General features: G+C 56.4%; 14 protein-coding genes. 9 read left to right on the top strand and 5 right to left on the bottom strand.

Annotation, left to right across the window (positions count from 1 at the left end; all coding sequences use genetic code 11):
• The first annotated feature begins 264 nt into the window (after positions 1-264).
• Entirely contained in the window at positions 265-1,227 is a 963-nt protein-coding gene (thpD, locus tag ABJM11_RS07400) for an ectoine hydroxylase (RefSeq protein WP_348295110.1), read from the top strand.
• Between the two features lie 99 nt (positions 1,228-1,326).
• Here the strand turns inward: thpD (ABJM11_RS07400) and ABJM11_RS07405 are convergent, their stop codons facing one another.
• Positions 1,327-3,921, bottom strand: a complete 2,595-nt coding sequence (locus ABJM11_RS07405; protein WP_348295140.1) for a bifunctional aconitate hydratase 2/2-methylisocitrate dehydratase — start codon at positions 3,919-3,921, stop codon at positions 1,327-1,329.
• 194 nt (positions 3,922-4,115) lie between these two features.
• Between ABJM11_RS07405 and ABJM11_RS07410 the strand changes: the two genes are divergently transcribed.
• A complete protein-coding gene (locus ABJM11_RS07410) occupies positions 4,116-4,718 on the top strand; it encodes a tRNA-(ms[2]io[6]A)-hydroxylase (protein WP_348295111.1) in 603 nt (200 codons plus the stop codon).
• A gap of 2 nt (positions 4,719-4,720) precedes the next feature.
• On the opposite strand, the gene ABJM11_RS07415 is transcribed toward ABJM11_RS07410, so the two are convergent.
• Positions 4,721-5,626 carry a LysR family transcriptional regulator gene (locus ABJM11_RS07415; RefSeq protein ID WP_348295112.1) on the bottom strand — a complete coding sequence of 302 codons (906 nt, stop codon included), beginning with the start codon at positions 5,624-5,626 and terminating at the stop codon, positions 4,721-4,723.
• Positions 5,627-5,745: 119 nt separating this feature from the next.
• Between ABJM11_RS07415 and ABJM11_RS07420 the strand changes: the two genes are divergently transcribed.
• On the top strand, positions 5,746-6,516 hold the full coding sequence (locus tag ABJM11_RS07420; RefSeq protein WP_348295113.1) for a ferredoxin--NADP reductase: 771 nt from the start codon (positions 5,746-5,748) through the stop codon (positions 6,514-6,516).
• Between the two features lie 56 nt (positions 6,517-6,572).
• Here ABJM11_RS07420 and ABJM11_RS07425 read toward each other — a convergent pair whose 3' ends face one another.
• Both ABJM11_RS07425 and ABJM11_RS07430 read right to left on the bottom strand, forming a co-directional pair.
• The gene (locus ABJM11_RS07425) at positions 6,573-7,235 is read right to left on the bottom strand and encodes an SRPBCC family protein (protein WP_348295114.1); all 663 of its coding nucleotides are present in this window, start codon (positions 7,233-7,235) and stop codon (positions 6,573-6,575) included.
• A gap of 159 nt (positions 7,236-7,394) precedes the next feature.
• Positions 7,395-8,135: a Crp/Fnr family transcriptional regulator gene (locus ABJM11_RS07430; protein ID WP_348295115.1), complete on the bottom strand. Its 741-nt coding sequence runs from the start codon at positions 8,133-8,135 to the stop codon at positions 7,395-7,397.
• 145 nt (positions 8,136-8,280) lie between these two features.
• Between ABJM11_RS07430 and thpD (ABJM11_RS07435) the strand changes: the two genes are divergently transcribed.
• The 3 genes from thpD (ABJM11_RS07435) (at position 8,281) to ABJM11_RS07445 (ending at position 10,558) form a co-directional block, all read left to right on the top strand.
• Complete coding sequence (thpD, locus tag ABJM11_RS07435; RefSeq protein ID WP_348295116.1) at positions 8,281-9,189, top strand: ectoine hydroxylase; 909 nt, start codon at positions 8,281-8,283, stop codon at positions 9,187-9,189.
• 141 nt (positions 9,190-9,330) lie between these two features.
• Positions 9,331-10,083, top strand: a complete 753-nt coding sequence (locus ABJM11_RS07440) for a response regulator (RefSeq protein ID WP_348295117.1) — start codon at positions 9,331-9,333, stop codon at positions 10,081-10,083.
• A gap of 40 nt (positions 10,084-10,123) precedes the next feature.
• A complete protein-coding gene (locus ABJM11_RS07445; RefSeq protein ID WP_348295118.1) occupies positions 10,124-10,558 on the top strand; it encodes a CopD family protein in 435 nt (144 codons plus the stop codon).
• An 11-nt stretch (positions 10,559-10,569) separates the two neighbouring features.
• Here the strand turns inward: ABJM11_RS07445 and ABJM11_RS07450 are convergent, their stop codons facing one another.
• The gene (locus ABJM11_RS07450) at positions 10,570-11,070 is read right to left on the bottom strand and encodes a DUF2231 domain-containing protein (RefSeq protein WP_348295119.1); all 501 of its coding nucleotides are present in this window, start codon (positions 11,068-11,070) and stop codon (positions 10,570-10,572) included.
• Between the two features lie 69 nt (positions 11,071-11,139).
• Between ABJM11_RS07450 and coxB the strand changes: the two genes are divergently transcribed.
• From coxB to ABJM11_RS07465, 3 genes are read left to right on the top strand one after another with little or no spacing between them, the layout of a single operon-like run.
• Positions 11,140-11,823: a cytochrome c oxidase subunit II gene (gene coxB / locus ABJM11_RS07455; protein WP_348295141.1), complete on the top strand. Its 684-nt coding sequence runs from the start codon at positions 11,140-11,142 to the stop codon at positions 11,821-11,823.
• Positions 11,816-14,332: a cytochrome c oxidase subunit I gene (gene ctaD / locus ABJM11_RS07460; protein ID WP_348295120.1), complete on the top strand. Its 2,517-nt coding sequence runs from the start codon at positions 11,816-11,818 to the stop codon at positions 14,330-14,332. Before coxB ends, ctaD begins: the two co-directional genes overlap by 8 nt.
• A complete protein-coding gene (locus ABJM11_RS07465; RefSeq protein WP_348295121.1) occupies positions 14,329-14,685 on the top strand; it encodes a hypothetical protein in 357 nt (118 codons plus the stop codon). The genes ctaD and ABJM11_RS07465 overlap by 4 nt, the downstream gene beginning before the upstream one ends.
• Positions 14,686-14,709 lie beyond the last annotated feature (24 nt).

Genomic DNA, 14,709 nt, shown 5'->3' on the forward strand with positions numbered 1-14,709 from the left:
GTCCAAAAAAGCCGGCTGCTCGCCGGATTCAGCCTGATCTTCATTGGCCGGCCCCTAACGCGTGTTCAAAGTGAACATGTTGCGGATGTCGGGCAGAGATGCAAATATCAGGTCAGGAGTTGTAGGTGTAATTCACCTGAATAATTCATCTGAATAGCTAGCAGGCCACTGGGGGAGTGTTTTGCCGAACAGGAAGTCCCCATGTCGTGTTATCCAGAAAGGCCTGGGTTTTGGCTGCCATGCAGACAAAGGAGGTTAGTAAAAATGGTGCATAACACAGACCCTTTTCCGACGCGTCTCAAGAAAAAACGCGACCCATTTGTTCGCACCGATCCGGTCGTTCACTCACGCAATCAGCATCGCTGGGAGGGGCCTCTGGATGAGGTTGCGCTTTCCCGTTATGAGCGTGACGGCTTTCTCTGGTTTGAAGGATTCTTCAATCAGGAACGTATGACCCCCTTCTTCGACGAACTGAAGGAAATGGCGAAAGATGAAAAACTGATGGAGTCGGATCAGATTATCAATGACCCCAACACGGGCGAGATCCGTTCTGTGTTTGGGATGCACGAGCTTTCCGACCACTTTCAGCGGCTCACCCGTGACCCGAGAATTCTGGGAATGGTTCGCCAATTGCTGGGTAGCGAGGTGTACATTCATCAGTCACGGATCAATGATAAGTTTGGTTTCGAGGGGAGCGGGTTCGACTGGCACTCAGATTTTGAAACCTGGCACAGCGAAGATGGTATGCCGCGCATGCGCGCGGTAAGTGCGTCCCTCATGTTGACGGACAACACGGAGTTCAACGGCCCTTTAATGTTGATTCCCGGCTCTCACCACTATTTCGTTCCCTGCGTCGGAGAAACGCCCGACCTGAACTGGAAGGACTCGTTGAAAGCCCAGCGGCTTGGAGTCCCGGACAGGGACGTGCTGGCTATGCTTGCGGACCGCGGCGGAATTAAGGCTCCAAAAGGACCGGCGGGATCGCTGATGCTGTTTGAGTGCAATACCTTGCATGCATCGAACAAAAATATGTCGCCCTGGCCCCGTTCAAACCTGTTTTTCGTCTACAACAGTGTAGATAACAAGTTGGGCAAGCCCTTTTCAACGGGTACGGAGCGGCCAGAATTCCTCGGGGCGCGAGAAAACTGTACCCCGCTGAGCATGCATGATGAATTTCCAGAACTTGCCAATCAAGGGGTCACTCCACCGAAGTACCACGGATATTAATCTGATCGCCTACCAGCCTCGAAGGGCTGTATCTGCGGGCAAAAAAACGCCAGCCCGAAGGCTGGCGTTTTCATGGAGCTAAACCGTTAAGGTCAGATTTCAGGCAACGTTTGCTTCAGATGCCTTGCTGGTGTAGTTCTCCATCTGGTCGAAGTTGAGATACTTGTAGATCTCTTTCGACATGCTGTTCAGGTCCTTGGCGTACTCCATGTACTCCTCGGCGGAGGGCAGTTTGCCCAATACCGCGCCGACTGCCGCCAGTTCCGCGGAGGTCAGGTACACATTGGCACCATCGCCCAGACGGTTGGGGAAGTTACGGGTGGAGGTGGACAGAACCGTGCTCTTGGCGGCCACGCGTGCCTGGTTGCCCATGCACAGGGAGCAGCCAGGCATCTCGGTGCGTACACCTGCGGTGCCGTAGATGTTGAAGTAACCTTCTTCCATCAGCTGGGCCTGGTCCATCTTGGTGGGGGGGGACATCCACAGACGGGTCTTCAGAGGTTCCTTGTTCTGTGCCAGCAGCTTGCCCGCAGCACGGAAGTGACCGATGTTGGTCATGCAGGAGCCGATGAAGACTTCGTCGACTTTGTCGCCAGCCACTTCGGACAGGGTGCGGGCATCGTCCGGGTCGTTCGGGCAGCACACGATGGGCTCTTTGATTTCGGCCAGGTCGATTTCAACCACGTGGGCATACTCGGCGTCCTTGTCGGCACGCATCAGCTTCGGATCAGCAATCCACTCTTCCATCTGCTGGGCGCGACGCTCCAGGGTGCGTGGGTCGCCGTAACCTTCGGCAATCATCCAGCGCAGCATGGTGATGTTGGAGCGCAGGTACTCGGCCACGGACTCTTCAGACAGGTTGATGGTACAACCGGCTGCGGAGCGCTCCGCGGAAGCGTCGGACAGCTCGAACGCCTGCTCAACGGTAAGATGCTCAAGGCCTTCGATTTCCAGGATGCGACCAGAGAACTCGTTGATCTTGCCTTTCTTCTCAACGGTCAGCATGCCCTGCTTGATGCCGTACAGCGGAATGGCGTGTACCAGGTCACGCAGGGTAATGCCCGGCTGCATCTCGCCCTTGAAGCGAACCAGAACAGACTCCGGCATATCCAATGGCATAACGCCGGTAGCAGCAGCAAAGGCCACCAGGCCGGAACCGGCCGGGAAGGAAATGCCCATGGGGAAACGGGTGTGGGAGTCACCACCGGTGCCCACGGTGTCCGGCAGCAGCATGCGGTTCAGCCAGGAGTGGATGATGCCGTCGCCCGGGCGCAGGGAAACACCACCACGGGTGCGGATGAAGTCCGGCATGGTGTGCTGCATTTCCACGTCCACCGGCTTCGGATAAGCGGCGGTGTGACAGAACGACTGCATCACCAGGTCCGCCTGGAAGCCCAGACACGCCAGGTCTTTCAGTTCGTCACGGGTCATCGGCCCCGTGGTGTCCTGGGAGCCGACGGTGGTCATGTGTGGCTCGCAGTAGGTGCCAGGGCGAACGCCTTTGCCTTCTTCCAGGCCACAGGCCTTGCCGACCATCTTCTGGCCCAGGGTGAAGCCCTTGGTGCCTTCTTCCGGGTCGTTCGGCAGACGGAAGATGTCAGTGGCGCCCATGCCCAGTGCGGTGCGGGCCTTGTTGGTCAGGCCACGGCCAATGATCAGAGGAATACGGCCGCCAGCCTGGACTTCGTCCAGAATCACGTCGGACTTGAAGTTGAACTCGGAGATGGTTTCTCCGGCTTCGTTCAGGATCTTGCCGTCGTAAGGGCGGATTTCGATCACGTCGCCCATGTTCATGTCGTCGACCGGTGCTTCAAATACCAGTGCGCCGGCATCTTCCATGGTGTTGAAGAAGATCGGGGCAACCTTGTTACCGATACAGACACCGCCGGCACGTTTATTCGGCACGCCAGGGATGTCTTCGCCGAAGAACCAGAGTACGGAGTTGGTGGCAGACTTACGTGAAGAACCGGTACCGACAACGTCGCCCACAAAGGCAACGGGCAGGCCCTTGGACTTGATGTCGTCGATCTGGCTCATGGGGCCGGTGACGCCGGGCTCTTCCGGCTTCAGGCCGTCGCGTTCCATTTTATAGGCGGCGCGGGCGTGCAGCGGGATATCCGGGCGGGACCAGGCATCCGGGGCAGGGGACAGGTCGTCGGTGTTGGTTTCGCCGGTCACCTTGAACACCACCATTTTGGTGCTCTCGGGAACTTTCTTCTTGTTGGTGAACCACTCGGCGTTGGCCCAGGATTCAACCACAGCCTTCGCGATGGCGTTGCCAGCGTCCATTTTTTCTTTAACGTCGTTGAAGGCATCGAACATCAGCAGCGTGTGCTTGAGCTCTTCGCCGGCCAGTTCGGCCAGTTCGCTGTCGTCCAGAAGGTCAACCAGAGTGGCGATGTTGTAGCCACCCTGCATCATGCCCAGCAGCTGGACGGCCTTCTTCTTGTCGATCAGCGGAGAAGTCGCTTCACCTTTAACAATCGCAGACAGGAAGGCAGCTTTTACATAGGCAGCTTCGTCCACGCCCGGCGGAATGCGGTTTTCCAGCAGGTAAACAAGAGTTTCCTCTTCACCGGCCGGGGGAGTTTTCAGGAGCTCGACCAGGGCGGCGGTCTGTTCGGCATTCAGAGGCTTGGGGGGAATACCCAGAGCTTCGCGTTCTGCAACGTGTTCACGATAGGCTTCTAACACGATATGGACCCTCATCAGTTGGAATGTCCCGCGCCGTGGGCGTCGTTGCCCGGCGGGAGTTTTATGGCGAAAAGGCGTTAAGTTGGCGCTGCATTCTATAGGAAACCCCTTACGAAGTTAAGATGGACAGAGGTCGGAGACATTTGCCAGGTCGTGTATACTTTTGCCCCCGATTAACTAACTTGCTGTGATCCATGACTGACGCACTGAACGCCATCCACGACTTCCTGCCCTGCAGAACCCCTCAGCGCTGGATTGAGAACGCGCTGGCAAACCAGGACCTGATGCTGATCGATCATGCCCACTGCGAAAAAAAGGCAGCCTCGACGGCCCTCAGTCTCATGTATCGCTACGTGGACAACACCGACCTGCTCAATAAGATGTCGCGTCTGGCCAGGGAAGAACTGCGGCATTTCGAGCAGGTACTGGCGATCATGGGCAAGCGTGGCGTGCGCTATGATCACCTCACCCCGGCGCGTTATGCTGCTGGCCTGCGCAAAGAGGTGAGGGCAGAAGACCCGGGGCGGCTGGTGGATGTCCTGATCGTCGGAGCCATCATCGAGGCACGCTCCTGTGAACGCTTTGCCGCCCTAGCTCCGCATCTTGATGACACACTGTCGGATTTCTACAACGGACTGCTGAAATCCGAAGCGCGCCACTATCGGGATTACCTGGCCCTGGCAGAACGGGCTGCAGGTGGTCCGGTGAATGACCGTGTCGAAACTTTCCTGGGCCTGGAACGGCAACTGATCGAATCACCAGACACGGAATTCCGGTTCCATAGCGGCCCTGTTTAAGATTACGGAGTCGGCATCGGCGGGTCTTGAAGCTGTTCACACAGACTGATCCAGCGGTCGATGCCAGCACTGCGGTATTTCTGCTTGTGCAGAATAAAGTAGAAGGTGCGGTCGAACTGCCGTTCTTCGGGAACTTTCAGCGGCACCAGACTGCCTCGACGAAACGCATCCGCCAGGCAGACCCTGGACAGACATCCAATGCCGAGATTGGCTTCCACAGCGCGTTTGATGGCTTCCGTGTGCTCGAGTTCCAGCAGAATGTCCAGATCCGGAAGCAGGCCGTGCATTCCCCGCTCGAAGGTTTGCCGGGTTCCCGAACCCTGCTCCCGCATTACCCAGGTGGCGGACCGCAAATCCGAGTCTGTCAGTCTTCCCTTGCGAGCAAGAGGATGATCGGGAGAGCAGAAGACGACCAGCTCGTCACCCCTCCAGGGAATGACCTCCAGTTCCGAGGACTGTAATTCGCCCTCAATCAGCCCGATGTCGAGCTCAAAGTCACTGACTCGTTTTGCAATAGTACGGGTATTGGCCACTTCCAGGGACACTTTGGGGTAAGTAGGGGTATTCATGTATTGGGCCATAACGCCCACGGCCAGATAGTTACCAATAGTGAGGGTTGCGCCTACCTTGAGGGCGCCAACCTCAGTATGTTTACTGAAGGCCTGTTCCAGTTCCCCGGCCTGTGCCAGAAGGGCCTCGACTTTCGGCCGGTACAAACGCCCCAGCTCGTTGAGTTGAAGGCGTTTGCCCACCCGGTCAAAGAGCTGGATATTGAACTGGTTTTCCAGTTCCTTGAGGGCGCTGCTGGCAGCAGACTGGGACATGGCGAGGGAGTCGGCGGCCCGGGTAATATTCTGGAAGTGCGCTGCGGCCAGGAACACCTTGAGCTGACGGAAACTGAACTTCATAATCGATAAATCCGAATAAGGTTATGAAAATATCCCATTTTGTCGATAGGTTACCTGTGGGTTATTATTTACACAATCATTTTCATCCATTTGCCAACGGCTAACAAACGGGCGATACCATGAGCAATCTGAACAAAGAGCGTGTAACAAGTGTTCGTCACTGGAACGACACCCTCTTCAGCTTTACCACCACCCGTGACCCCGGATTCCGATTCAAGAATGGCCACTTCACCATGATTGGCCTGGAAACCGATGGCAAGCCGCTGATGCGCGCATACAGCATCGCCAGCGCCAACTATGAAGAGGAGCTGGAGTTTTTTTCCATCAAGGTGCAGGACGGCCCGCTGACCTCCCGGCTGCAGAAAATCCAGGTGGGTGACGAGATCATGGTGAGCCGCAAGCCCACCGGGACGCTGATCATGGATAACCTGCTGCCGGGGAAGAACCTCTGGCTGATCAGCACCGGCACCGGTCTGGCACCGTTTATCAGCATTATCAAGGACCCGGAGGTGTACGAGGCCTTTGACAAGGTGATTGTTACCCACGGGGTTCGTTACAAGTCTGAACTTGCGTACCAGGGAGAGATTGAAGAACTGCCGGACAACGAGTTTTTTGGCGAGATGGTTGAGGGCAAGTTGCTGTACTACCCGACGGTCACCCGCGAGGAGTTCCGTAACACCGGGCGCCTTACCGATGCCATGGAAAATGGCAAACTCACCAGGGATCTGGGGCTACCCGAATTTGATCTCGAGAATGATCGCTTCATGGTCTGCGGCAGTCCGAGCATGCTGAAAGACACCTGCTCCATCCTTAACAACATGGGCTTCAAGGAAGCGCGTCACGGCAACCTCGGCCACTATGTGATCGAACGGGCGTTCGTGGAGCAGTAAATCAACCGGGCCTTCGATGATCGGAAGGCCCGGTTTTTTCAGCCCTTACACAGTTCCTACCTTCCCGCTATCGGAATTGCTCCCGCTTCCATATGGGCTTTGAGGTTACGCATATTTCTGGAAAGCACGGATGACTCCAGGCCTTTCAGGAAGTGTGCTGCCGCAGTGCCGGCTGAGTTACCCGGAGGGTTGAAGTTGAGGGCTACGGAAACCTCGGTCCCTTTGCCGTCTGCTCGTGGCTCAAAGATCACTGAACCCCAGGTGTTGATCTCCGATCCTTCCAGCGAGCGCCAACTGAGGCGGTGATCGGGGACATCCTCGATCACTTCGGAGTCCCACTCCAGCGAAGGGCCGGCCGGGAGGCGGGCGACCCAGTGGCTGATATTACCTTCCCGGGGGGTTACCTGCTCAAGAAAGTTCATGATCCGTGGAAGGTTCGAAAAGTCCCGCCAGAACTCATAGACGTCACTCGCAGGGCGATCCACCACCACAGAGGCGCTCAGGTGGACATCCCGCCCGGCGGCTTGAGTGGACGAGGGTAACCTCTTTTGTTGGGAGCGACCATTCTGGACCGCTTTGAATAGCAGGAAGGCTCCCCCGAGCCCAAGCAACACTCCAAACAGCCCTCCTTTGCGTGAGGCGAGTGCTATGAGACTACCGCCTGCTGCGCCGCTGTTTTTAGACAAGGTACGGGAAAATTTTTCAGATGCACGCGTCATGGCTTAGCTCCTTCAAGCAGGTTCAATGTGAACGTACGCGTATCCATCTTGCGCCCGCCTGCGGGAAAGAAGAATTATCACAGGTTAATTCCGGCCGCTCCGAACGTGTTTTTTTAAGGGAGGGGCAGGGCCCCTCATCACAAGTGGCTGACCGAAACGTTATGGGGCGGCACGCTTCAGCACACCGTCCAGGTCTTCATCCAGGTAGGACGGGTCGAAGCAGGCGACCTTTTGGAGCCCTTCGATATCCAGCAGCATAATGCCGGAGTTTGGTGCCTCGACCAGCTTCTCTTCCTTCAACTCTTGAAAGGTGCGGTTGACATGCACAACACTCAGGCCGAGCGCGTCTGCGAGTAGAGTCTGTGTAAGTGGCAGGTGTAGGTGATTGGCGACACGGTTATTGGTTTTCTCCAGCCGCCGTGCCATTTCTACCAGAAAATGGGCGACTTTTTCCCGCGCTGTTCTGCGCCCCAGGTTGACCAGACGCTCCACCAGAATTGCCTGATCACGTGAAGAAATCATGAAGAAGATGTTACAGAGCAGCAAGGATTCAGCGAATACCTCTGTCAGTCGTGGTTTCGGAAAGGCACACAGGACACTGTTGGTAAGCAATCTGAGCCCGGATACCCGCTTTTGAAAACCAAAATCGCGAAGGCCGATGATGTCACCCGGAACGTAGACATCCAGCACCTGCCGAGCGCCGTCCTCCATGTCTCTGAACGAGTAGGCCCAACCCTTTTTAACGGAATAGAATGCCTCGCATGGGTCCCCCTGGCTCCACAGTTGGGTGTTCTTCGAGTACTCCTTCGGGCTCTTTTCCAGCGAGTCCAGCAGCTCCCGCTCTGCCACCGACAGTGGCGCGTAGTGCTGGAAGTGTTTAACGATGCAACTCGATCCCATGGTTCCCCCTATCGCTTTGGTAATCGTGGAGATACTGCACGCGTGCCCTGTGTAATAACACAACCTATGTTATCTCTGCCAGAAATACGTCGATGGTAGCGTCGGCTCCGAATTCATTGAACAAATCAGGAAACGGAGTCTGTATATGTTGGACCGAACCGACTACTACCGAACCAGAGAGGTAAATGCGCAAGAAATGTTCCCTCGAACTGAGCCAGTCGTTCACAGTAACGAGAAGGAGAGGGAAGAAGGGCCTTTGAGCCCGGCTCAGGTAGGCGAGTATGAGCAAGACGGCTTTCTGTGGCTTGAAAGCTTCTTTACCCAGGATGTGGTTTCGTCGTTTTTCGCCGAACTCGACGAGATGGCGAAAGATCGGGACTTTTGTGACCGGGACGAAGTGATCATGGATACGAACCGGGAAAAAATACGCTCGGTATTTGCGATGCACGAGCTTTCTCCTGCGTTCGACAGGCTGACCCGGGACAAGTTGTTGCTTGACATCGTGCGTCAGCTGTTGGGAGACGATGTGTATATCCACCAATCCCGCATAAACAGTAAGGCTGGATTCTGTGGCAACGGATTCGAATGGCACTCTGATTTTGAAACCTGGCACAGTGAAGATGGCATGCCTGAAATGCGTGCAGTCAGTGCTTCTATCATGCTTACTGACAACAATCCGTTTAATGGCCCGCTGATGCTGATTCCGGGGTCCCAGAACTGTTTCGTCCCCTGTTCCGGGAGTACGCCACAACGAAACTGGGAGCAGTCCCTGAAGAAGCAATCGGTTGGCTTGCCCTCAAGGGAGGCGGTTGGCAGCCTGGCTGACAGGAATGGAATACAGGCCCCCACGGGTCCGGCAGGATCGTTGTTGCTGTTTGAGTGCAATACACTGCACGCGTCGAACAGGAATATGTCCCCATGGCCGCGGGCGAATCTGTTCTTTGTCTATAATGCCGTCAGTAACCGGCTTGTGCAGCCCTTTGGTCGTACTGACCCCAGGCCGGAACACCTGGCCGCCCGGCAACGGACCACACCACTGATTGCACACCAGTAGTAAACGGTCAGGTATGTGACTGAGGGAGACAGGGTAGGAGAACGACACGTCGTGAAAATGTAAACTTATGTTAAGGCCAGTTAAGGATTATGCTGGTAGCGTGGGTACCTCATTCAAAACTATAAGATTGAGTAAGGGACTATGAAAATCAAACTACTTGGTGCCTCGCCACCCACGTTCAACCAGCTTATCCGTCGGCCTGATGCGGCTGCTTACAAAAGCATTGCCGTGGTTTCCGGCCTGACCGTTGTGGTGTGGATTCTGTTTTCCAGCTTTGATATCAAGGTCTTCAATGACTGGCTTCCATACCATGTCCCCGTCAGTATTGTTCTGTCGGTGGTGCTTCTGATTCTGACACTGCGAAGTTGGGTGAAAATGCTGCTAAGTGGAGAAACTCCGGCCAGTATTGCCGAAGTGCAACCACAGCTGCCACCCGAGCCGCGACGTCCCTCCCGTATATTTAAGTCCATTCTTCGTAAACCACCGCGTGTACTGGTGGTCGATGACGATGCCGGCGTGCGGATGGTGTTGTGTAAGAAACTGTCCGGCCTGGGAGTGCGTTCAGTCGGGGTATGCGACGGACTTGAAGCTTTACTGGCGGTAGCGGATGAACCCTGGGATATGATTCTTATGGACGGGGAGATGCCTTACATGGACGGGATTGAGGCAACCCGGGCGATTCGTGGCCAGCGTCTTCTCCCTGCCGGGACACCGATAGTTGGCATAACCAGCAACCGTGAGTGGAACTATTGTCAGAAGTGCGTCTCTGCAGGCATGAGTGGTTGCAGACCCAAGCCTCGCCATACTGAAGATCTTGAAGCTCTGTTGGATGAGTTTCTGGTCATGGAGAGGGCCGTTGAAGCGCCGGTACCTGGTGGTAGGATAACGATGTGACCCATTCTTTGAATCCTGGCATAGGGAGTGTGAGGGCAGAATGGACTGGTTGCTGGTTCTTCACATTATCACCCTGGTTTTCTGGGTAGCCGGGCTGATCTATATCCCGGCGCTGGTGGTTGGGAGTCATCTGAGGGAAAGCTCCGAAACCGGCGGGCTGGCCGGGGCGCCGAATCTACCCCGTGTTATTTTCACCCACGTTGTAACCCCTTTCGCACTCGCTGCCATTATAGCGGGGACCCTTGTGTTTGTGCTGGCTCCCTCCATTGGCATCTGGCTGATTGCCAAGCTCACGCTGGTAGTGGTGTTGGTCAGCAACCATCTGCTTCTGGGACTTCTGATCACACGAGCCGAAGCTCTCGGCGGAAAGTCTGTCAGGCGTTGTTGTCTGGCTTCGGGTTTGACGACCTGCTTGCTGGCGGCAGCTATTTTATGGATCGTGCTGGCCAAGCCAGCGTTCGAGGGCCTGCTATGAGCTGGCGGCCTTTAATGTTCCTCAGACTGCCTCCCGGCTCTCCGCCTGCGTTTTGCCATCTTCTCTGGCGAAACTCCAACTGCATGTTCATACACCAGTTCGCCGCCGAGAAGGCTGGCTACGGTAATCAGCAAACCGGTGAGCAAGGAAAGGTAGAGCCCCCAGGGTTCAATCAGTTTTTCCGCGCCCCCCATCCGCACAAACCAGTTCAGGGTGGCCAGGGAGAGCAGCATCACGGCGATCAGTGCGTGACACCAGGCAATCACCAGGCGGCGTATCTGGGAGACAATGATCAGATCAAGCAAGCCCACCGACCCGGAAACCCAGCCCCCTACCATTCCGATGCCAGACAGCCACAAGCCAGCCCTTGCCCAGAAGCCATCGGCAGTGGCCACGAATGCGATATCCGTAGCGATAAGGCCAAGCAGCGCTGCAACCGGGAAGTGGATCAACATGGGGTGGATCGGATGCCCCAAAATCGACATTCGGCTGATGATTTGCTCCTTCTCCATGGCAGGCTCCCTGAGCATGGTTGTCATTATAAAACTGGGTGGTTTGCCGAAATTAAAAGCCTAGCAGTGATGGCGGGCCCTGGCATCTCCCTTGTGCTCTCTGGCTGTGCCGGGGAATTTTCGATTCTGGCGCCAGCCGGGCCCAATGCACATTCTGCAGCGTGGTTATGGTGGGGGATGTTCGGGTGGTTCACCGCGGTACTGGTAGGGGTTATCGCGCTATGGCTCTTTGCCATCAAGCGGAGCCCGGGCAAAGCCTCCGCAGCTCATCTCCGCAAGGTCCAGAAGCGGTGGATTATCTGGGGGGGACTGGCGTTACCCGTAAGCACCATTACGGTTGTTCTGGCTTTTGGCCTCCCGCTGGGGCAGCGCATGTTGCCGCAGAGTTCGCCGGAAGGCGGGGAATTGCGGATAGAAGTCACCGCGCACCAGTGGTGGTGGGAGGTGAACTATCCGGATTCGGGCATCAGTCTGAGGAACGAATTGCATATCCCCGCAGGCAGGCCTGTAAACCTGCATCTGACCAGTGCCGATGTGATCCACTCGTTCTGGGTGCCGCGGCTGGGGGGCAAGCTTGATGCCATACCGGGCCACACCAACATACTGAGGCTTCATGCTGACGAAGCCGGCACGTATCGGGGGCAATGTGCCGAGTTCTGTGGCAGGGACCACGCGCATATGGGGTTCACCGTTACAGCCCACGAGCCTTCCGATTACCAGCAGTGGGTTGGCCAGGAGGTTTCGGATGAGTGAGTATGCACAGGCGCAAAATCGCGAGCGGCAACAGCGGCTGGAGCGTGTGTGGGGTAACCTGCCGGGTTGGGGAGCGCTTGCTGCTGTCAATCACACCACGGTTGGGTTGCGTTTCATAGCCACGGGTTTGATGTTTTTCCTTGTGGGTGGCCTGCTGGCCATGCTGATTCGGACCCAGCTGGCATTGCCAGGCCAGGACATCATCGAGAGCGGGTTATACAACCAACTGTTTACCATGCACGGCACCGTGATGATGTTTCTGTTTGCCATCCCGGTACTGGAAGGCCTGGCCATGTACTTGATCCCCAAGATGATCGGGACCAGAGATCTGGTTTTCCCCCGGCTCAGCGCTCTGGGCTATTTCTGCTACGTATTCGGTGGCCTGATCGTTCTTTCCAGCCTGGTTCTTGAGGTGGCCCCGGATGCTGGCTGGTTCATGTATACGCCACTGAGCAGCGCTACCTACTCCCCGGGCCCGGGCTCGGATTTCTGGCTTCTGGGGATCACCTTCGTGGAAATATCCGCGATCTCGGCCGGGATTGAACTGGTGGTATCGATCCTGCGAACCCGGGCCCCAGGGATGTCCCTTAACAAGATGCCGATTTTCTGCTGGTACATTCTCGCCATGGCATTGATGATCGTATTTGGTTTCCCGCCACTCATTCTGGGAAGTGTCCTTCTGGAGCTGGAGCGGGCTGCCGGTTTTGTGTTTTTTGAGACGGCCGGTGGCGGAGACCCGCTATTATGGCAGCATCTGTTCTGGTTATTCGGCCACCCGGAGGTTTACATCATCTTTCTGCCAGCGGCAGGTATCGTATCAACGCTGATACCGGTCTTTGCCCGCCATCCGTTGGTAGGGTACCGTTGGATTGTCCTGAGCATCATTACCATGGGCTTTATCAGTTTTGGCCTTTGGGTGCATCATATGTTCACGGTCGGCATCCCTCATCTCGCCCAGGCGTTTTTCTCTGTTGCCAGCATGCTGGTGGCTATCCCTACAGGTATACAGATATTTTCCTGGCTGGCGACGTTGTGGCAGGGAAAGGTGGTTTTCCATTTGCCGATGCTCTGGATCATTGGCTTTCTTGTAGTATTTGTTTGTGGTGGCCTGACGGGGGTGATGCTGGCTCTTGCACCGTTCAACTGGCAGGTGCATGACACACATTTCGTTGTGGCGCACATGCACTATGTTCTGGTCGGGGGGATGTTGTTTCCGCTGGTGGCGGGGCTCTATTACTGGCTGCCCCACGTGTCCGGTCGAATGCCGTCAGATTCGCTTGGTCGCTGGGGGTTCTGGCTATTTTTTGGCGGTTTTAATCTTACTTTCCTGCTGATGCACCTGACCGGACTGCTGGGTATGCCGCGGCGGATTTACACCTATGAAGCAGGGCTGGGGTGGGACTGGCTGAACCTGGTTTCTTCGGTCGGTGGCTTTATTATGGCCATCGGAGTGGCGGTGATTGTTGTGGATATTGTGTTGCATTTCCGTTTCGGGAAGCGGGCGGAGCAGAACCCCTGGGGTGCCGATACCCTGGAGTGGGCAATTCCGATGCCCGTGAATACCTTTAATTTTTCGAGTCTCCCGAGCGTGGATACCCGCCACCCCATGTGGCACACCCCCAGGCTCGTTGAAAGTATCGCCGCAGGCGAGCATGGGCTGGCGGACGTCCAGGCCCTGCGCCGCGATATCTATGGGTCGGATGCCACCACTGGAAAACTGCAGGAAGTGGTTCACTTGCCTACCAACTCCTGGCTGCCGTTGATGACCGCGTCGGCCCTGGCGGCGCTGTGTGTCAGCCTGCTTATGAAGGCTTACTTGCTGGCCGCGGTGTTTACCATTGTCGCCCTGGGACTGGTGCTGCGCTGGGGTTGGGAAAATGGTGCCCATCCCAGGGCTGCGCCGACAGATCACAATGAAGCGGGTGCGCCGCCATTGCACTCCCGAACCTTCAGCGGCCCGGGGCTCTGGGGGATGGTGGTCGGGCTGATGGCCGATGGTACCTTCTACGCCTCACTGATGTTCGGTTGGTTTTATTTATGGACAGCTGCGCCAGAGTGGACGGTGCCTGCCCACGACTCGGTAACACTGCTACCGATGATCCTCAGTGGCCTTGTGCTGACCGTCGCCGTAATAGCCTACTGCCACCTGGTAAAAGGCCTTCGCCGGGGGTTTGCGGCTCATTTAGGGGCCAGGCTTTGGCTGATTGCGGCACTGGGGGTTGGCCACTGGGTATTGCTTGCGGGCCAGTTAGTGTCTGCGCCGCTGGCGCCAACCGAACGAGCACATGACGCAGTCCTGGTGGTGATATTACTGTACCTGCTCCTCCATAGTGGCCTGGCGGTTATCTTCACCTCTTTGCAGGCGGTACGGGCAAGATTGGGCTATACCGCAGTCCAGTTGCCTTATGAACCGGTGGTCATCCAGCCCTTCTGGTTGTATACCCTGGGCGTGTACTGGGTGAGTTTCGTGGCTTTTGTCCTGCTATCCAATGCCTGGAGTGTCGGATGAAATCCTCGCCTGTTCACCCGGTACATCTGTTCCTGGGGCTTGCAATATGGGCGGCGTGGTTTGTGGTGCTGTACGGCGGATTGTCTGTGGGTTGCACCATCGCACCACCTGATTCGGAGGAACAGGCCGGCACGTGGATCAACGGCGCAATCGTAGTGGTGGCTTCGCTGGTGGGAGGTTATCTGCTGTGGTGCGCTTACCGTTGTGCGCAGGCTTCGTCGCAGGCAAAACTCCAGCGAGATAACCGACTCGGGGTTTTTATCAGTAAAACCGCGGCGGCGGTTTACCTGGTGTCCAGTATTGCCTCACTGGCACTTGGGGTTCCGGGGGTGCTGCTGCCGCCCTGCGTTTGAACTGACGGGTGGGTAGTACATCTC

This window comes from Marinobacter sp. (genome assembly GCF_039977835.1).
Lineage (GTDB): Bacteria > Pseudomonadota > Gammaproteobacteria > Pseudomonadales > Oleiphilaceae > Marinobacter.

Coding starts and splice junctions, on each gene's coding strand:
- thpD (WP_348295110.1), top strand. CDS start 265: ATGGTGCATAACACAGACCCTTTTCCGACGCGTCTCAAGAAAAAACGC.
- ABJM11_RS07410 (WP_348295111.1), top strand. CDS start 4,116: ATGACTGACGCACTGAACGCCATCCACGACTTCCTGCCCTGCAGAACC.
- ABJM11_RS07415 (WP_348295112.1), bottom strand. CDS start 5,626: ATGAAGTTCAGTTTCCGTCAGCTCAAGGTGTTCCTGGCCGCAGCGCAC.
- ABJM11_RS07420 (WP_348295113.1), top strand. CDS start 5,746: ATGAGCAATCTGAACAAAGAGCGTGTAACAAGTGTTCGTCACTGGAAC.
- ABJM11_RS07425 (WP_348295114.1), bottom strand. CDS start 7,235: ATGACGCGTGCATCTGAAAAATTTTCCCGTACCTTGTCTAAAAACAGC.
- ABJM11_RS07430 (WP_348295115.1), bottom strand. CDS start 8,135: ATGGGATCGAGTTGCATCGTTAAACACTTCCAGCACTACGCGCCACTG.
- thpD (WP_348295116.1), top strand. CDS start 8,281: ATGTTGGACCGAACCGACTACTACCGAACCAGAGAGGTAAATGCGCAA.
- ABJM11_RS07440 (WP_348295117.1), top strand. CDS start 9,331: ATGAAAATCAAACTACTTGGTGCCTCGCCACCCACGTTCAACCAGCTT.
- ABJM11_RS07445 (WP_348295118.1), top strand. CDS start 10,124: ATGGACTGGTTGCTGGTTCTTCACATTATCACCCTGGTTTTCTGGGTA.
- ABJM11_RS07450 (WP_348295119.1), bottom strand. CDS start 11,070: ATGGAGAAGGAGCAAATCATCAGCCGAATGTCGATTTTGGGGCATCCG.
- coxB (WP_348295141.1), top strand. CDS start 11,140: ATGGCGGGCCCTGGCATCTCCCTTGTGCTCTCTGGCTGTGCCGGGGAA.
- ctaD (WP_348295120.1), top strand. CDS start 11,816: ATGAGTGAGTATGCACAGGCGCAAAATCGCGAGCGGCAACAGCGGCTG.
- ABJM11_RS07465 (WP_348295121.1), top strand. CDS start 14,329: ATGAAATCCTCGCCTGTTCACCCGGTACATCTGTTCCTGGGGCTTGCA.